Origin of the sequence: Nocardiopsis xinjiangensis YIM 90004 (assembly GCF_000341145.1) — a bacterium.
GTDB classification, from domain to species: domain Bacteria; phylum Actinomycetota; class Actinomycetes; order Streptosporangiales; family Streptosporangiaceae; genus Nocardiopsis; species Nocardiopsis xinjiangensis.
On record NZ_ANBE01000007.1, the window covers coordinates 61,572 to 79,414 of the forward strand.

Sequence of the window (17,843 nt, forward strand, 5' to 3'; positions counted from 1 at the left end):
TCCCCTCGACCTCGATGCGATCGCAGACATCTTCGCGGCCGACGCTCGCCGGCAAAGCCACGAAGGCGAGGTAACCCTCGGCGCGGACGCGATCGCCGCCGAACTGCCCGAAGCCACCGGCATGGTCGAGTTCTCCGTGCACACCTTCCTCGACCCGATCATCACCGTCGACGGCGACGCGGGCGGCCGGTGGACCCACGGCCCCCGCGCCCGCTCGAGAGAGCCGCGTTCTCAGGCGAGCCGGCGCGCGGCCGCCTCCCACTCCGCGGTACCGCCCTCGGGACGGTAGGTCCGCACCTCGAACGAGTCGGCCACGACTCTGCGCAGCCCCCACAGGTCACCCCGCAGCCCGCCCACCGCCCGTGCCTGCACCAACAGATTGCCGACCGCGGTCGCCTCTGCCGGGCCGGCCACCACCGGCAGGCCGGTCGCCTCCGCGGTGAGCCGGCACAGCAGGGTGTTCCGGGCCCCTCCGCCGACCACGTGCACCACGTCGACACCGGCGCCGCTGAGCTCGGCGACCCGGCTCACCGCCGACCGGTAGGCCAGAGCGAGGGAGTCGAACACGCACCGGGCCACCTCGGCACCGGTCTCCGGCGGCCGTTGCCCGGTCTCGGCCGCGAACTCCGCGATGCGGGCCGGCATGTCCCCCGGGGGCCGAAAGCGCGGGTCGTCGACGTCGACCACGCAGGCCAGAGCGGGCACATGGGCGGCGCGTTCCAGGAGGTCGTCCAGGTCCACCTCCCTGCCGCGCTCCCGCCACACCCGCAACGACTCCTGGAGCAGCCACAGACCGGTGACATTGCGCAGGTAGCGGACGGTTCCGTCCACCCCCAGCTCGTTGGTGAAGTTCTCCTCGCGCCCCTCCTCCGTGCGCACCGGCGCGTCCAGTTCCACACCCACGAGCGACCACGTCCCCGAGGAGATGTAGGCGAAGGAGGGCGTGCTCGCGGGCACGGCGGCCACGGCCGAAGCGGTGTCGTGCGAGCCCACCGCTACGAGCGGAGCCCCGGAGGCCGGCCCCGCGGCCGGCCCGAGAGAACCCACCACGGTCCCCGGAGCGACGATTCCGGGCAGCAGGTCGCCGGCCGGTACCCCGTAGCGCTCGCGGAGCAGGTCCAAGCAGCGCCGCGACCAGTCCCGTGTTCCGGCGTCGACCAACCCCGTCGTGGAGGCGTTGGTGAGTTCGGCGACGCGTTCGCCCGTGAGCCAGTGCCCGATCAGGTCGGGCAGGAGCAGCAGGTCGCGCGCCGAGTCCAGGTGGGAGCTCCCGGCGGCCGCCACCAGTTGGAAGAGGGTGTTGAAGGGCTGGACCTGCAGGCCGTTGACCGCGTACAGCTCCTCCGCCGGCACGTGCTCGAACACCCGCTCGGCCACCCCGTCGGTGCGGGCGTCCCGGTAGTGGACCGGGTTGCCCACCAGCTCCCCGTCGGCGTCGAGCAGCCCGTAGTCGACCGCCCAGGAGTCCACACCCACCGATGCCGCTCCCCCGGCGGCGCGCAGGCCCGCGAGGATCCCCGAGTACAGCGACAGCACGTCCCAGTGCAGACGCTCCCCCCGTGCGGTGGGCACGGGCACCGGACCGTTGGGGAAGCGGGCGATCTCCTCGGTGTACAGCTGTCCGTCCTCCAGGCGGCCGGTGACCACACGCCCGCTGGAGGCGCCCAGGTCGACGGCCACGTGCGGGGCGCTCACCGCAGGAAGGCGGCCGCCACACCGCCGTCGACGGGCACGTGCAGGCCCGTGGTGTGGGACAGCTCGCCCGCCGTGAGAACGAAGACCGCGTTGGCCACGTGCTCGGGCAGCACCTCCCGGCCCAGGATCGTGCGCTTGGCGTAGAACGCTCCGAGGTCCTTCTCCTCGACCCCGTAGACGGCCGCGCGTTGGGCCCCCCACCCCCCGGCGAAGATGCCCGATCCGCGCACGACCCCGTCGGGGTTGACACCGTTGACGCGGATCCCGTGCTCGCCCAGTTCGGCGGCGAGCAGGCGTACCTGGTGTGCCTGGTCGGCCTTGACCGAGGAGTAGGCGATGTTCTTCGGGCCCGCGAAGACGGCGTTCTTGGAGGCGATGTAGACGATGTCGCCACCCATGCCCTGCGTGGTCATCAGGCGGGCGGCCTCGCGGGAGACCAGGAACGCCCCCTTGGCCATGACGTCGTGCTGCAGGTCCCAGTCGTGCTCGGTGGTCTCCAACAGGGGTTTGGACACCGACAGGCCGGCGTTGTTGACCACCAGATCGACCCCGCCGAAGGCCAGGGCCGCCTGTTCCAGGGCACGGGTGACGGCCTCGGCGTCACTGACGTCGCAGGCCACCCCGACCGCGGTATCGGTGGAGCCGATCTCGGCGGCCGCCTTCTCGGCCTGCTCGGCGTCCAGATCGGCCACGACGACGCAGGCCCCTTCGGCGGCCAGGCGTTCGGCGATGGCCCTGCCGATCCCGCTCACCCCGCCGGTCACGAACGCGACACGTGTGGCGAGGGGTTTGGGGGCGGGTTGCCGGGCGAGTTTGGCCTCCTCCAGTGACCAGTACTCGATGCGGAACTTCTCCGACTCGTCGATGGGCCGGTAGGTGGACAGCGCCTCGGCCCCGCGCATGACGTTGACGGCGTTGACGTAGAACTCGCCGGCCACGCGCGCGGTCTTGGCGTCCTTGCCGAAGGTGAACATGCCGACCCCGGGCACGAGGACGACGGCCGGGTCGGCGCCGCGCATGGGCGGACTGTCGGCGTCGGCGTGTTCCTCGTAGTAGCGGCGGTAGTCCTCCCGGTAGCGCACGTGGAGCTCGCCGAGGCGCTCGACGGCCTCGTCCAAGGGCGCGGTCGCGGGCAGGCCCAACACGAGGGGGCGGACCTTCGTGCGCAGGAAGTGGTCGGGGCAGGAGGTGCCCAGATCGGCCAGCCGGGGGTGTTCGGCGCGGGCGAGGAAGTCCAGGATCTCCCCGGTGTCGGTGAAGTGGCCGACCTGCGCGCGGTCGGTGGAGGCCAGGCCGCGCACGGTCGGGGCCAGGGCGGCCGCACGGGCACGCCGTTCCTCCTCGGGCAGGGCCTCATACCCCTCCAGGACGGGACCGAAGGGGTCGGGGCGGCCGTGTTCGGCGATGAAGCGTTCGGCCGTGCGGATGACCTCCAGGGAGTTGTCCTGGCACTCCTGGCTGGTCTCGCCCCAGGTGGTGATGCCGTGTCCGCCCAGGACCGCGCCGATGGCGTCCGGGTTCTCCTCGGCGATACGGGCGATGTCGAGGCCGAGCTGGAACCCGGGGCGTCGCCAGGGCACCCAGAGAACGCGGTCGCCGAAGCAGGCGCGGGTGAGGCTTTCGCCGTCGGCGGCGGTGGCCAGGGCGATGCCGGAGTCGGGGTGCAGGTGGTCGACGTGGGCGGCGCGGACCAGCCCGTGCATGGCGGTGTCGATGGAGGGCGCGGCCCCGCCCCTGCCGAAGAGGCAGTGATCGAAGGCGGCGACCATCTCGTCCTCGCGGTCCTCGCCCGGGTAGACGTCGGCCAGGGCGCGGAGGCGGTCCAGGCGCAGGACAGCCAGCCCGCCCTCGGTGAGGGTGCCCAGGTCGCCGCCGGAGCCCTTGACCCAGAGGAGTTCGACAGGATCGCCGGTGACGGGGTCGGTTCGGGTACCGGCGGCGGAGGTGTTTCCGCCGGCGAAGTTGGTGTTGCGCGGGTCGGAACCGAGGGTGTTGCTGCGTTCGACGAGTTCGGCGACGACGCGTTCGGGCACGGGTCTCCCCTGTTCGTGGTGGTTCGGTGCGGTGGGGTGGGAGGGGCCGGAGCTCACGCGCCCCACCCGGCCTGGGTTCCGCCCCTGCGTTCGGTGGCGGCCCGCTCGCGGTATCCGGAGCGCAGGTGGGCGGCCATGGGGTCGGGATCCAGGCCCTGGTCCTCGCGCAATTCGGCGAGCAGGGGGCGCACGTCGGTGTTGAAGGCGTCCATGAGCACGGCGTTGGCTCCGAGCACGTCGCCCTCCTGCTGGGCGGCGGCGAGTTCGGCGGTGTCGACGAGCAGGGCCTTGGCGGTGGCCTCCTGCACGTTCATGACCGAGCGGATCTGGCCGGCGATCTTGGGTTCGATGTTGTGGCACTGGTCGAGCATGAACACGACCTCGGAGTCCTCCTCCAGGGCCCCGCCGCGCACGACCTCGTGCATGATCCGGAACAGCTGGAAGGGGTCGGCGGCGCCCACCATGAGGTCGTCGTCGGCGTAGAAGCGCGAGTTGAAGTCGAAGGAGCCGAGCTTTCCCGAGCGCAGGAGGAAGGCGACGATGAACTCGATGTTGGTGTGCGGGGCGTGGTGGCCGGTGTCGACGCAGACCAGGGCGCGTTCGCCGAGTTCGAGGCAGTGGGCGTGGGCGGTGCCCCAGTCGGGGACGTCGGTGGCGTAGAAGGCGGGTTCGAAGAGTTTGTACTCCAGCTGGAGCCGCTGGTGGGTGCCCAGGCGGCCGTAGACGCTGTGCAGGGCCTCGGACAGGCGGTCCTGCCGTGTGCGCAGGTCGTCCTGACCGGGGTAGTTGGTGCCGTCGGCGAACCAGAGTTTGAGGTCGCGTGAGCCGGTGGCGTCCATGACGTCGACGCACGCGTGGAGGTGGTCGAGGGCCTTGCTGCGTACACCGGGGTCGGGGTTGGCGACGCTGCCGAGCTTGTAGTCGTCGTCCTGGAAGACGTTGGCGTTGATGGTGCCGATCTCGACGCCGAGTTCTCGGGCGTGGTCGGCGAGCGCGGAGTAGTCGTCGACACGGTCCCAGGGGATGTGGAGCGCGACGGCGGGGGCGGCGCCGGTGAGCCGGTGGACCTCGGCGGCGTCGGTGATCTTCTCCCAAGGGTCGCGCGGGACGCCGGGCTGGCCGAAGACCTTGAAGCGGGTGCCGGAGTTGCCGAAGGCCCAGGAGGGCAGTTCGATGCCCTGCCGGCGCAGAACCGTCCGGGCGCGGGCGCGGGGGTCGTGGGGCTCTGTGACCACGGTGGGGCTCCGTTCGAGGAGTGTCACGGGGGTTCTTGAATCGTTTTATTGCAACGCCGGAAGCAAGTTACCCACGCCACACATAGAGCGTCAAGAGCCTGCCGAGCTAGGCGCAAGAGACCGGTTCGGGTCGGCCTGAATCGTTTTCAACATGCACCCGGAACAGCATGGGGACTCCGCACCGAAGGTGCTCTCCCCTGGACGCAGCCAGAACGCATGTTCCTTGACGTTGTAGATCTCATATGCGGCCCGCCTGGCTGCGCGGATGCGCCCGTACTCCGATGGGGCGAGACTGGGGACTCCCATCCGCCCCCCCGTCACCGATCGGATCCCCTGATGAGCCACTCCCCCGCGATCGACACCACCCGGCCGCACTCGGCCCGTGTGTGGAACTACTGGCTCGGCGGCAAGGACCACTACCCCGTCGACCGCGCACTCGGCGACCAGATCCTGGACCTGCATCCGAAGATCGCCGTCGACGCCCGCGCCGGCCGCGCTTTCCTCGTGCGCACCATCACCCACCTGGCCCGCGAGGAGCAGGTACGCCAGTTCCTGGACATCGGCACGGGCCTGCCCACCCACCAGAACACCCACGAGATCGCCCAGAACGCCGCACCCGACTCCCGCGTGGTCTACGTCGACAACGACCCCATGGTGCTCGCCCACGCCCGCGCGCTGCTGAGCGGGACGGAGGAGGGCGCCACCGCGTTCGTCGACCACGACCTGCGCGACACCGGCCGGGTCCTGGAACGGGCCTCGGAGGTGCTCGACCTCGACCGGCCGGTCGCACTTTCGCTCATCGGCACGCTCGGGCACATCCCGACACTGAGCGAGGCCGTGGACCTCGTCCGCGCCTACACCGACGCCCTGCCCTCCGGAAGTTTCCTGGTCCTGGCCGACGCCGTCCTTCCCGACCAGGGCAGCGCCACCGAAGCACTGGAGGAGTGGAACCGTGAGGCCGCGCTCACCTATCGGGGCCATACGCCGGAGGGGTTCGCGTCCTACTTCGAGGAGCTCGAACTGTTGGAGCCGGGCGCGGGGCCGGCTCCCCTCTGGCGTCCCGCGGACCTGGACGTGGGACGGGCCCCGGACACCGACATGTACGGCGCGGTCGCCCGCAAACCCTGACCCCGCCCGCGAGGGCTCAGCCGCTGGTCAGCAGGCGGCGGACCTCGTGGTCGCCGACCTGGGTGAAGTCGGCGTAGCACTCCCCGACCGCCCGGAAGCCGCTGGGCACCTCGAGGGCGACGACCTGGTCGCACAGGTCGGTGGGTTCGGCGTCGGGCGCGCGCACGGGAACGGCCAGGACCAGGGAGGCCGCACCGCTCTCGCGCATGTGGCCCAGGGCGGCGCGGGCGCTCATGCCGGTCGCGAGGCCGTCGTCGACGACGATGACGTCGCGGCCGCGCACGTCGGCCTCGGGGGCGCCGCCGCGGTAGATCTCCACACGGCGCCGGGCTTCGGCCTGTTCGACGGCGACCGCGTCGGCCAGGGCCTCCTCGGTGAGCCCGAGCCGGGTCATGCCGGCCCGGTTGAAGACGGGCGGGCCCTCGGGGGTGGTGGCGCCGACGGCGACCTCCGGGCTGCCGGGGACGGGGATCTTGCGGGCCACGACCACGTCCAGTGGCGCACCCAGACGGCGGGCCACCGGGGCGGCCACGGGCACTCCCCCGCGTGGCATGGCGAGTACGAGCGGACGCTGCCACTGTGTGGTGGCCAGTTCCTCGGCCAGGCGTTCACCGGCCTCGTGTCGGTCTCGGAACACCGTTCTCACCTCAGCCCTCTTCGGTCACCGTCCGGGTGCCGTAGCGTCCCGGCGGGCCCGCTGCGATCCAGGGCGGGCCCTGTCTGGGGCGCTCTACCCGGCACCGGCCCGCCCTTACCCTCCGCGGAGGTGTCGGTGCAGCTCACCCCGCATGCGGCCACCGACCAGCACCGGCGCGGGGGTGTTGCACACGAGCGCTGGATCCCGAATCCGGGGGACGGCGACGGGGTGTTTGTCGTACCTGTGGACGATAACGGGGTTTCTCGTGGTTCCGCTTGTAGCACCGGAGATAATAACGAGGTTTCTCGTGGTTCCGGGGGTGGTGGTTCGTCGGGGTCGGGATTTTAGCCCGGCCGGGTCTTTGCGCAACCCGCTTCGGCGCACCCCCCACACACCTTTCCCTGGGTAGGGATGGTGGCGGCGCTGTGAATGGTTGTTCCCAGCGCCTCGGGGTGTGCGCTTCGACCCTCGACGCCGGGCTTTCCCGACCCGTATCGACGAACCCCTTCACCCCCGGCTCCCGGTCGCCGAAGAAATGGGGCCCCAAAAGCAAACCCCCTGTGGTGGCCACATGGCGGCCAACGGTCGGGGCGTGTGCACGGCCGCTCGCCCCTGCGACAGCCACAAACATGGCCCCGGCACTCCCGGTGGCGCATCGAGGCCGGGGGTGGCCGGCGTGCGCGCACTCGGGTCTCCTCTCATCCTACTCCGGGAAAGCAGGCCGGTGGAGTTGTCCACAGGACCATTTTCGGGAATGCACTTCGGGAACTGCGGCGCGGTTTCCTGAGAGATTCCCCGGGTCGAGGGTAAGGGTTTTCTGCCTTTGAGGGGAGTGTTATCCGCAGGGGAGTTTCTCTTAGAATGGAAGCATGACGGAATACACCGCAGCACCCGGAGCAGGAACGGCCCCCGACGCGGCCGTTGCCGCGCTGGATACTGCGGTCCAGGACGTCCTCGCCTCTTTCGAGGGCGACATCCCCTTCGGCGCGGCCGCCGGTGTGTTGGAGCGCATCGAAGCGGTGCACGCACGCATCGATGAGCTCAAGGCCGGGTTACTCGTCCCGCTCGCGCAGATGGAGGCCTCGGGCGAACTGCTCGAAGAAGGCGGACAGAAACACCTGGACGCCTACCTCACCCACGCGTGGGGCATCCATTCCGGCGAGGCCGAACGCCTGGCCCTGCTCGCGGTCGGCCTGCACCAGCAGAGCCTGCCCGACACGGCCCAGGCGTTGGCCGAGGGTGCGTTGACGCTGGGCGAGGCCTCGGCCATCGCCTCGGGCGCCGAGCGCGAGGTGAACAAACGCGATACCGCCGCCCGCCCGGACGCGCAGCACTACCGCTCCATGATCGAGACCGGGCTGGTGGGGGCCAAGCGCGAGCGCGGGGCGATGTCGGTGCGGTCCCTGACCCGCACCGCCAACGCGTTGGGCCTGGAGCTCAACCCGGACCGGCCGGAGAAGAACGAAGAGGCCGCCTTCGCCGAACGCGGCGCGCGGTTGCGGCGCACTTTCGAGGGGAGCTTCCAGTTCGAGGCCTGGGGCCCATCCGGGGACGCCGAACGCCTGCAGGCGGCACTGGAGTCCTACACCGCCCCCTATGACGGGGAGGCGCCCGTCTCGCGGTATGCGCGTACCTATGACGCGTTGCTGGCAGCGGCCGGATTCGCGCACGGCCACCACGGTTGTGCGAGGGCGCCGGGCCCCAAGGCGGTCATCAACATCACCGTGCCCCTGTCCGCCCTCATGGACCTGAACAACCAGCACCCGAAGCCGGACCAGGATGAGAGTCGGCCCCAGGGCGAGAGCCCGGACGAGGGCAAGAACCCGGACGGGGGCCGGTCCTGGGAACAGGGTCAGGGGCAGACCCCGGGCCCGGGCTCGGGTCCGGGCGGGGGTGGTGGTCCGGCTCGGACCGAGGACGGCAACGTCCTGGCCGCCTCGGTGGTGCGGGCGATGGCGCCGGAGGCGCAGCTGCGCCGTCTGGTTTTCGATGACCGCACCGGCCTGCCCCTGGACCTGGGCCGGGCCCAACGCCTCGCGCCGGGCTATTTGCGTACGTTGGCGTTTGCGAAGCACTCCACCTGCGCCTGGGGCGGCGGGTGCGACGTGCCGGTCTCGCGGTGCGAGGCCGACCACAGCACCGAGTTCTCCCACGGCGGCACCACCAGCGCCGCCAACCTCCAACCCCTGTGCTCGGTGCACAACCGGCTCAAGTACCGCCGCAACACCCGCCGCCGGAACAAAACCGGGACCGGAGCCGGGGCCGGGGCCAAAGCCCCGCCCCCGCCGGACGGCAAGGCCCCGCCGGGAGGCAAAGCTCCGCCGGGCCCGCCGGGTGCGGCCGACCCGCCCGACTCCACGGGCTGACACCATCACCCTCCTCACCCCCGGGAAGAGAGCCCCGGGGCCCTGCCCCATGGCACCCCCTGGCCGGGAGGCGACTGTTCCCGGCCAGGGGTGCTCGGGTGGGCGTATTTCGGCGGTGTAGGCGGACGCTCCCCCGATTCGCGGTCATTTTCGGCGCCGAAAATGGCCCCGGTTGGGGGGGGAGCGTCCCCGGAAAACCCCGCTGTTGGTGCTCATGGGAGCACTGTCAACACTCGGGGGCGGCCCCGGAGGCCGGCGGCCTGGTGGCCGAGCTTGGCACTGGCAGCAAGATCGGCCGTTCCTGGGCAGTTCCAGAGCCGCGCACACGCCGCTCGCCCCCGGCCTCAATGCGCCACCGGGAGTGCCGGGGCCAGGCCTGTGCCTCCGCAGGAGGGCTTCCGCAGGAGCGAGCCACCATGCCCACGCCCCAAGCGGTGCACGCAATGTGGCCACCACAGGGGGTTTGCTTTTGGACCCCCACTTCTTCGGGCGGATGAGGGGGTCGGCCGGTGGGTGTTCGGCGGCGAGAGCGGAACAGCCCGGCGTCAAGGGGCGGACCGCACACCCCGAGGCGCCCCACACCAACCAGGTAGGACGCCGCACCTTTGGGCAGGTCCCGAGGGTGTGGGGGTGGCGCCGAGAGGGTTGCGGGAAGCCCTGGCCGGGCTAAGCTCGACGCTCCGACGAACACCACCCGCATAGAAGATCTCAGCCACAAGCCCCCGACCCACCACCCACCAGAACCGAGCCACCGGTCTCCCACCACTCTCCCACCGGCCGGGGCCGCCCTGTGACGGATTCAGCCGATGCGCACGACCCGGAAGGGTTCGGCCAGGTGCCCCTCGGGCAGGCCTGCCTCGGTGGCGTTGGCGGCCATCCATTCGCGCAGCATCGGTTCGAGCTCGGCGATGTCGCCGACCTGGCTCTTGTGCGCGGCCAGCGCCGCCACCTTGCGTTCGAAGACCTCGGTGATGTCCGAGTGGTGATCGGGACGGGGCCCGCCGACCACCCACACCTCGGGGACGGCCCACGGCGTCAGGCCCTCCTCGTAGAGGAGTTCACGGTGGGCGTGCGGGTTGCGGGCGTCCGGGAAGACCGCGTTGATGGCGGCTTCTCCGGCGGCCATGTGGTCGGGATGGCTGGCGGGGATACTGTCCCAGTCGCGTTCGGGGCTGGGGATGACCACACGCTGCGGCCGGACCTGGCGGATGACGCGGGCGATGTCGCGGCGCAGGTCGAGGGTGGCCTCGAGCCGCCCGTCGGGGTACCCGAGGAACCGTACGTCCTCGACCCCGGCCTCGGCGGCGGCCCGGCGCTGTTCCTCGCGACGCATCGCACCGATCTCGGCGCTGTCCATGGTGAGTTCGTCGCCGCCGGCCTCGCCGTCGGTGGCCATGAGGTAGACGACCTCGGTCCCGGCCCGAGCCCACAGGGCGACGGTCCCAGCGCAGGAGAAGTCGGCGTCGTCGGGGTGGGCCATCACGACCAGGGCGCGTTCGGGGGCGTCAGACACCAGGGGCTCCTTCTCAGTCGCGGGCGTGCCCGCGTGTTCGGGGTCAGCCACCATCTTACGAAGCGCCGCTCGGGCCCTCTGCCCCGGTGTGCACGGGCAGGCCCGGGTCTTTGGACGATCTGCTCTCCGGATGCGAGTAACCTCGCCCGGGGGCTTCGGCATCTCCTGTCACCTGGTACTTCTCGACCACCTCGCGCAACGAGGAGTCACACACGAAGGTCGGCATGACCGGATCTCGGACAGCCCTTCGACCCTGAGCTGTCGGATGCCCCTCTGATCGGTGTGCGGTTGGTGCTGCGGACCTCTGCCCGCGCTACCTCGGGCAGGGATGCCCTCGATTGGTGTTCGCCACCGACATTCGCGTCGCGGAGTGTCTCCACGGCGCGGCCCACTCTTTCCCGAACCCAGTGACGGTCGTCTCGATGACGACCGGCGCGTTCTCCTGCACGGCACGAAAGGCGAGTCACCGGACACGCACACCCGAGAGGCCCCAGCTCCTGGTGCCCCAACCTTCGAACGGGAGGTTCCCGTCCGTGAAAACCATCCTCGATGCATGGACAGCTGAAGACCACCGCCCACTGCCGTACAGAACACCGTGCGGTGCGAAATCGCATCGTGCACTCCGAGTCGCGAGAGAAGAGTCGACCCATGAATGACGCCGCGACCACCCGAAGAACCGTCGGGGTGGTCTTCTGGGCCTCCCTCTCCGTCTCGGCGCTGTTCGTGGTCTGGGGAGTGGCCGCCCCGGACCACCAGACGGCCTCGATGAACGCCGCCCTGGGCTGGATCACCACCAGGTTCGGCTGGACCTACCTCCTACTCCCCCTGCTGCTCCTGGTACTCCTGGTCGGGCTGGCCTGCAGCCGTTACGGACGTATCCGGCTGGGCTCCGACGAGGACCGGCCCGAGTTCGCCACGCACACCTGGATCGCCATGATCCTGTGCGCAGTGATGGGCATCGGCCTGGTCTCCTACGGGGTCGCCGAGCCGATCTCACACTTCGCTACCCCTCCCCACGGGCTGGCCGAGGCGGGAACGCCCCAGGCGGCCGTCCTGGCACTCCAGTACTCCTTCTATGACTGGGGGCTGCACGCCTGGGCGATCTTCGCGGTCTTCGGCCTGGCCCTGGGCTACTCGATCCACCGCAAGGAGCGCCCCGGCCTGGTCAGCGCCCTGTTCCGGCCGCTGCTGGGCCGGCATGCCGACGGACCTGCCGGCAAGGCCATCGACATCCTCACGGTCTTCGCCACCCTGTTCGGGACCACGACCTCGCTCGGGTTGGGAGCCCTGCAGATCGACAACGGCCTGAACCGTCTCCTGGGCACACCCAGCGGGACCACCACCCAGGTCGTCATCGTGGTCGTGGTCACGGTCCTGTTCAGCCTCTCGGCCGCCTCGGGCGTCAAGCGCGGCATCCGCTACATCAGCGAGATCAACCTCTCGGTCGCCTCACTGCTCTTCGTGTTCGTGCTCTTCCTCGGCCCGACGGCGTTCCTGGTCTCGCTGTTCCTGGAGTCCATCGGCCAGTACGGCAACGAGTTCCTGCTGATGAGTCTGCGCGGGCCGGCGTTCGGCGACATCGCGTGGCTGCAGGACTGGACCTACTTCATGATGGCCTGGTGGGTCTCCTGGGGTGCCTTCGTCGGCGTGTTCCTGGCGCGCATCTCGCGCGGGCGCACCATCCGCCAGTTCATCCTGATCGTCCTCGGCCTGCCCAGCCTGGCCTTCTTCACCTGGTTCTCGGTGTTCGGCGGTTCGGCGATCGATCTGGACATGAACCACGGCACGGACATCGCGGGCGCCACCGCGACGGAGATCAACAGCGCCTTCTTCGTGACCCTGGCCGAGTTCCCCCTCCCCACGGTCACGGCGGCGCTCGTGGTGATCCTGGCGGCGCTCTTCTTCATCTCGGGCGCCGACGCCAACACCTACGTGCTGGGCATGCTCACCACGCACGGCTCCATCCGGCCCCGAACATCGATCCTGCTGCTGTGGGGGGCGATGACCGGAGCCCTGGCGATCATCCTCCTGCTCTCGGGAGGGCTCGATGCCCTACAACAGACCGTCACCGTCAGTTCAGCGCCCTTCCTCGTCATCATCGTGGGCGTGGTCGTGTGCTTCCTCCGCGACCTGAGATCCGAAGGGGCGGTGGAACCCGACGTCGCTCCACGGCACCTGGAACACGTGACACCGGAAGGCCGTAAGCGCATGTGACGGGAGCCGTATCGGGCTTCCGGGCGCCCCGCGCGTACCGGAAGCCCGACCGGGAAAGGCCGAGAAGGATCACTCAGGAACATGGAGATCCTGGCCAGAGCACTTCGTCCGGCCAACAGAGGACGGGAACGATCGTAGAGGGGCGCCCACCGGCGCCTGCCCCCGGGCCCGCGTTCCGGACCTCATCTGAAGCTCGTCCTGTTCCTGGGCATACGGATCCTCCCGATAGTCCGCAGCGATGCGCAAAGTCACGGCCGACAAGGGACACAGCTACGAAACGACCCCAGCGCAACGAGGTGCGGACAGTCGCTTCCCGCCAAGAGAAGGACCATGCCGAGGGTCGACGCGCTTTCGCAGATGTGCGGGTGTCTCGGTGAGGACGACTTCCATCGTCGGAAAGACGACCAGCTTGCGCAGGTGTCCCGCGAGTGCGGCGGAGTCCTTCCTGCCGAGCACGATGTGGGCGTGCAGCGCTGGTTCGCCGTTGTGGTCGGCGATATCGCCCGCGCACGAGGCCAACTCCAACTGCTCCTCGAAACTCGTGCAGCGCTGCTGTGAGACCTGCGGGTCGAAGTAGCCCAGCGTCGCGCTACGAGCAGCACCGATCGCCGTCAGACCCGCCGCCGTGATTCGCTCACGCTCGGCGAAGCCGGTGGCCTACTCGAATGCCTCGTCGCCTTTGTCCACCACGAGCAGAAGCGCGCGCAGCCCGTTCTCCTCGAGCAGTCGGGTGACCTTCACAGTGTTCTGCCCCTTCCGGACGGGCGCGGGGCAGGCTCATGAGGAGACGGACGTGTAGGGGGCGATGTCGTAGGCCTTCTGCACCAGTTCCGGGCGCCTTCCGTCGTTGAGCCCGCGCTCCCAGAAGCCCTCGACCTGTTGGCGGACCGCGGGTTCCATCTCCTCGGGAAGCACGTGGCGGTAGCGCGTGTCCTGGCCGAGCAGCACCTTGATCGTTGTCTCGAAGACGGGCTCTGGATCGTACTGTTCATGGGGGAAGGACAACTCGGAATAGTCGAAGAGGCGCTGGGACGGGTCGTCGCCCCACGTCTTCCACTCCTCGAACATGGTGTCGTTGAACCCCGTCAGGAAGGGCCCCGGGTTGACGGTTGCGACGGTGACACCGAACTCGGCCAGTTCCTGGTCCAACGCGTCGGCGAAGGCCTCCACAGCATGTTTGGAACCCGAGTAGGCACCGGTGAACGGATCCGTGGTGAGCCCCGCGACCGAGGACATGAAGACGATCCTGCCGCTCCGACGTGCCGCCATCCTCTTCGCGAATTCCTGGGTGAGCAGGACCGGGCCGAACACGTTGACGTCGAACTGCCGGAACAGCCGGTCCTCGGGGATGTCCACGGTCGATCCGCCCTCGGAGACACCCGCGTTGTTGAGCAGAACATCGACGTCCCACGTCCAGGCGTGCTTCCGGTCGTCGGGATCGGTCACGTCCAGCTTCTCCACGCGCAGGCCCGCCCCGCGCGCCTCCGCCTCGGATCGGAGCGAGTTGACCTGCGCGATGATCTCGACGCCGGCGATGACGTCGTGCCCCTGGGACGCGAGCCTCAGAGCGATCTCCTTGCCAAAACCCGTACCCGCCCCGGTGATGAGGATCGTTCCGGTCATGGTGTTCCCTTCGATGAGTCGGTGGATTCTTTGAAGGCCGTGCCGGAATGGGGTCAGAGGGCGGCTGAAGCCGCTTCGGCCACAGCGCTGTCCTGTTCTCGCGAACCCCCGCTCACCCCTACCGCTCCTACGAGCGCGCCGTCGGCGAACAAGGGCAGACCGCCGGCGAACACCAGCACGCGCCCGCTGCCCGACAACGCCATGCCCCAGAACTGCCCTCCCGGTTGGGAGTCCGAGGCCAGATCCCCGGTCGGTTTCCTGAAGAGCACGCTCGTGTGCGCCTTATTGATCGAATGTTCGATGCTACCGAGTTGCGCGCCGTCCATCCGTACGTGTGCCGTAAGGTTCCCTCCGGCATCGGCCACGGCGATATTGCTCGGGGAATGAATTTCCTTGGATTTAACTATTCCCGCGTTTATTATACGCATGGCATCGTCGAGACCGACCGTTGTCATGGACTCCATGGGTTGGACCGTAAGTCCACGGCCACCACCGGTCAAGGCACCATGAAAAGGTTGGCAATTCTTTACTCTGAGATCATGAGTTTTATCAACGACATCGACACTCCGCATTGGACGCCGATGCGCCACGGCGGCGCGCTCGAACGAGCCGACTTCCCATCCTCGTCCAGGTCGCATTGCCATCCGAGTGAGGACTGCTTCTCCTGGAAACCGATCGTGGATGTGCGGCCGTAGAACGCGAAGTGCCGAACGGGAGGAGCCCGAACCGATGAACGACAAAGACCACGGCAGCATCCCTCCCATGCGGCCGTTCCGGACGTCGCTGAGCAGCGTCATGGACGCACCCACGATCATCCCGTCCACAGGCAGCGGGAACAGGGCCGCGCGCCACTCGGGTTCTCCGGGGCGCAACGCCAACTCGTACATGTGGCTCTCGATACAGGCGCGCGAGCGCCTGGTCGCGGGCGAGCTGTGGCAGGACGACGACCTGGCCTTCTGCACACGCAACGGGACCCCGCTGGAGCGGCACGACGTCCTGCGGGAGCAACGGCCATGAACGAGATCCTGCACGACCTGGGCTGAGAACCCACTGGCCCGGTGCTACCCCACTTCTACCCCACCTGAGCAACAGAAAAGGGCCCACCGGATGGTGGACCCTTCGATGGCCTGCTGCCTCTGTGTCGGGACGGCGGGATTTGAACCCACGACCCCTTGACCCCCAGTCAAGTGCGCTACCAAACTGCGCTACGTCCCGGCCGTCACCGCACCGTGTGCGGTGACCGACAAGACCCGACTCTATCGCACTCGCGGGGGCGCTCGGACCAGTCACGTTGACCTCGTGACGCCCGTGTCCCATCCGTTCCAATTCTGTCGTGGCCGCATCCGGCCAGACGTGAAAATCTCTCACGTTGGTGACCGCTCCCCCAGGACCGGGCGAACGCCCAGGAACACGCGGTCGAACCCCCGGTGGACCCGGTGCCATCACTGCCGGTTGCCGGCCCTGTACACACCCGGCCCGGAAAACGCCGAACCCGGGATCGTACCCAGAGACCCTCCGCGGCCCCGCGTCGGGGCCGCACGGAGGGCGCTGCCACCCGTTGCCGGGCGGGCCCGGTTCGCCTTGAATGTCCATTGCCCCCGTCCCCTGCCGGCCCCGCTCGGGGCCGTGAGGATCCCCGCATGGCATTCCTGCACCGTCGCGGCTTCCTGGCCGCCGGGACAGGCCTGGGCCTGGCCCTGAGCCTGCCGTCCCTGCCCGTGTCCGCCACGGCCCACGACCGTCTGATGCGACGGACGCTGGACCGCGTGACCGACCCCGAGGGCACGACCCTCGCCGAGGTCGCCACCCCGGTCGGCGACGGATACCGGTTGCTCGGTTCCGGCCCCGGGTGGCCGATCCACGTGCGTGAGGACCTGGTGGCGGCCGATCCCGGCCGCGACGAGCGGCGCACCGCGCTGACCGCGTTCGTGCAGTTCACCGACACCCACGTGATCGACGTGCAGAGCCCGGTGCGTTTCGAGTACACCCACCCGATCCTGGGCACCGGCGCGCACCGGCCCCAGGAGGCGTTGGCTCAGATCGGCGCCTCGGCCCTGGTGCAGCGGGTCAACGCGTTGCGGGCCGGGCCGGTGACCGGCCGGGCCCTGGACTTCGTGATGACCACGGGCGACAACACCGACAACCACGAGCAGATCGAGCTGGACTGGCTCATGGGGATCCTCAACGGCGGTTCGGTCACGCCCAACACCGGGGACCCGTCCGGGTTCGAGGGGGTGCAGAACTGCGGGTCGGAGCTGTACTGGCAGCCCGAGAGCGAGAGGGCCGACCGGTACAAGAGCGGGGCCGGGTTCCCGCATCTGCCGGGGTTCCTGGAGGCGGCGATCGCTGAGTTCACCGCGCCCGGTCTGGACGTGCCCTGGTACTGCACGATCGGCAACCACGACAACACCCCGTCCGGCACCCTGCCTGCGGGGTTGCTGACGGAGGTCTTCACCGGCGACCGCAAGATCATGTTCGCGGAAGGGGAAGCGGCCGAGCAGGCGGCGGCCGCGCAGGCCGACCCCGACCAGGTGGGCGAGTTGCCGGGCGAGGTGGAGCAGCAGGAGGAGATCGACACCTCCGGTTCCACGACGCTGGTCTCCACGGTGACCCCGGACGAGCGGCGTGCGCCCTTCGACACCGAGGGGTTCGTGGCAGCGCACCTGGACGGGGCCAACACCGGCCCCGGGCCGGTCGGGCACGGGTTCACCGAGGCCAACGCCGACGGCACGGACTGCTTCTACACCTTCACGGTCGCCGAGGGCGTCACGGGTGTCAGCTTGGACACCACGACCCTGGCCGGGCTCGCCAACGGCTCGATCGGCAAGCACCAGTTCGACTGGTTGGAGCAGACGTTGCGGGCAGCGAGCTCGACCTACTACGACCTGCTCGGTCGGCGGCAGACCCAGGACGTGACCGACGAGCTGTTCATCCTGTTCAGCCACCACACGAGCGACACCATGGACAACCCGCTGCCGGACAGCCGCCGGCCCGGGGAGGTGCGCTACATCGGCGGGATCCTGGTGGGCATGCTCAAGCGGTACCCGAACGTGCTGGCGTGGGTGAACGGGCACACGCACGCCAACACCGTGCGGGCGCACACCTCCGACCGTCCCGAACGCGGGTTCTGGGAGATCAACACCGCCTCGCACATCGACCACCCGCAGTTGGCGCGCTGCATCGAGCTGGTCGACAACCAGGACGGGACGATGTCGCTGTTCACGACCCTGCTGGAGGCCGACAGCCCCTACCAGGTCGACCACGGGGACTTCTCGCCCGCGGGGTTGGCGTCGCTGTACCGGGAGCTCTCCCTCAACGACATCCACGCAGACGCCGCGAACCTGGGTTCGGAGACCGACCGGAACGTGGAACTGCTGGTGGCCGCCCACTGGTAATCTC

15 protein-coding genes, 1 tRNA gene and 1 pseudogene are annotated in these 17,843 nt (G+C 69.5%); 7 read left to right on the top strand and 10 right to left on the bottom strand.

The features are described from left to right. Positions 1-19: 19 nt before the first annotated feature. Positions 20-289, top strand: a complete 270-nt coding sequence (locus D473_RS28650) for a nuclear transport factor 2 family protein (protein WP_394296762.1) — start codon at positions 20-22, stop codon at positions 287-289. Here D473_RS28650 and D473_RS0104565 read toward each other — a convergent pair. The 3 genes from D473_RS0104565 to rhaI are packed head-to-tail and all read right to left on the bottom strand — an operon-like array spanning position 232 to position 4,963. After that, positions 232-1,695 carry a rhamnulokinase gene (locus D473_RS0104565; RefSeq protein ID WP_033352683.1) on the bottom strand — a complete coding sequence of 488 codons (1,464 nt, stop codon included), beginning with the start codon at positions 1,693-1,695 and terminating at the stop codon, positions 232-234. The two genes, D473_RS28650 and D473_RS0104565, sit on opposite strands and share 58 nt — an antisense overlap. Then, positions 1,692-3,794, bottom strand: a complete 2,103-nt coding sequence (locus tag D473_RS0104570; protein WP_017607909.1) for a bifunctional rhamnulose-1-phosphate aldolase/short-chain dehydrogenase — start codon at positions 3,792-3,794, stop codon at positions 1,692-1,694. The genes D473_RS0104565 and D473_RS0104570 overlap by 4 nt, the downstream gene beginning before the upstream one ends. Next, entirely contained in the window at positions 3,782-4,963 is a 1,182-nt protein-coding gene (gene rhaI / locus D473_RS0104575) for an L-rhamnose isomerase (RefSeq protein WP_033352730.1), read from the bottom strand. Before rhaI ends, D473_RS0104570 begins: the two co-directional genes overlap by 13 nt. A gap of 336 nt (positions 4,964-5,299) precedes the next feature. Between rhaI and D473_RS0104580 the strand changes: the two genes are divergently transcribed. Next, entirely contained in the window at positions 5,300-6,091 is a 792-nt protein-coding gene (locus D473_RS0104580; protein ID WP_017607911.1) for an SAM-dependent methyltransferase, read from the top strand. Positions 6,092-6,107: 16 nt separating this feature from the next. Here the strand turns inward: D473_RS0104580 and D473_RS0104585 are convergent, their stop codons facing one another. After that, complete coding sequence (locus D473_RS0104585) at positions 6,108-6,728, bottom strand: phosphoribosyltransferase (RefSeq protein WP_017607912.1); 621 nt, start codon at positions 6,726-6,728, stop codon at positions 6,108-6,110. A gap of 869 nt (positions 6,729-7,597) precedes the next feature. Here D473_RS0104585 and D473_RS0104590 point away from each other — a divergent pair. Further along, positions 7,598-9,094 (top strand): HNH endonuclease signature motif containing protein, encoded by a 1,497-nt coding sequence (locus tag D473_RS0104590; protein WP_017607913.1) that lies wholly within the window; start codon positions 7,598-7,600, stop codon positions 9,092-9,094. Between the two features lie 799 nt (positions 9,095-9,893). On the opposite strand, the gene D473_RS0104595 is transcribed toward D473_RS0104590, so the two are convergent. Next, entirely contained in the window at positions 9,894-10,607 is a 714-nt protein-coding gene (locus D473_RS0104595; protein WP_026126603.1) for a PIG-L deacetylase family protein, read from the bottom strand. A 648-nt stretch (positions 10,608-11,255) separates the two neighbouring features. Between D473_RS0104595 and D473_RS0104600 the strand changes: the two genes are divergently transcribed. Beyond that, positions 11,256-12,821, top strand: a complete 1,566-nt coding sequence (locus D473_RS0104600) for a BCCT family transporter (protein WP_017607915.1) — start codon at positions 11,256-11,258, stop codon at positions 12,819-12,821. A 270-nt stretch (positions 12,822-13,091) separates the two neighbouring features. On the opposite strand, the gene D473_RS28655 is transcribed toward D473_RS0104600, so the two are convergent. The 3 genes from D473_RS28655 to D473_RS27830 all read right to left on the bottom strand — a co-directional run bounded on the left by D473_RS28655 (position 13,092) and on the right by D473_RS27830 (position 14,908). Next, a complete protein-coding gene (locus D473_RS28655) occupies positions 13,092-13,451 on the bottom strand; it encodes a PPC domain-containing DNA-binding protein (RefSeq protein WP_083917910.1) in 360 nt (119 codons plus the stop codon). 147 nt (positions 13,452-13,598) lie between these two features. Beyond that, positions 13,599-14,444 carry an SDR family oxidoreductase gene (locus D473_RS0104615; RefSeq protein ID WP_017607917.1) on the bottom strand — a complete coding sequence of 282 codons (846 nt, stop codon included), beginning with the start codon at positions 14,442-14,444 and terminating at the stop codon, positions 13,599-13,601. Between the two features lie 53 nt (positions 14,445-14,497). Next, positions 14,498-14,908 carry a GlcG/HbpS family heme-binding protein gene (locus tag D473_RS27830; RefSeq protein WP_026126604.1) on the bottom strand — a complete coding sequence of 137 codons (411 nt, stop codon included), beginning with the start codon at positions 14,906-14,908 and terminating at the stop codon, positions 14,498-14,500. Between the two features lie 75 nt (positions 14,909-14,983). On the opposite strand from D473_RS27830, the gene D473_RS27835 reads away from it, so the two are divergent. Then, positions 14,984-15,139, top strand: a complete 156-nt coding sequence (locus D473_RS27835; protein WP_206539018.1) for a hypothetical protein — start codon at positions 14,984-14,986, stop codon at positions 15,137-15,139. A gap of 90 nt (positions 15,140-15,229) precedes the next feature. Here D473_RS27835 and D473_RS28505 read toward each other — a convergent pair. Continuing rightward, positions 15,230-15,331, bottom strand: a pseudogene (locus D473_RS28505) (DUF2637 domain-containing protein); the annotation flags it as partial. On the opposite strand from D473_RS28505, the gene D473_RS28510 reads away from it, so the two are divergent. Continuing rightward, entirely contained in the window at positions 15,330-15,461 is a 132-nt protein-coding gene (locus D473_RS28510; protein ID WP_338044133.1) for a hypothetical protein, read from the top strand. The pseudogene D473_RS28505 and the gene D473_RS28510 overlap by 2 nt on opposite strands. Positions 15,462-15,585: 124 nt before the next feature. Here the strand turns inward: D473_RS28510 and D473_RS0104630 are convergent. Continuing rightward, positions 15,586-15,659, bottom strand: a tRNA-Pro gene (locus tag D473_RS0104630). A 425-nt stretch (positions 15,660-16,084) separates the two neighbouring features. Here D473_RS0104630 and D473_RS0104635 point away from each other — a divergent pair. Next, positions 16,085-17,839: a TIGR03767 family metallophosphoesterase gene (locus D473_RS0104635; RefSeq protein ID WP_017607920.1), complete on the top strand. Its 1,755-nt coding sequence runs from the start codon at positions 16,085-16,087 to the stop codon at positions 17,837-17,839. The last annotated feature ends 4 nt before the right edge of the window (positions 17,840-17,843 follow it).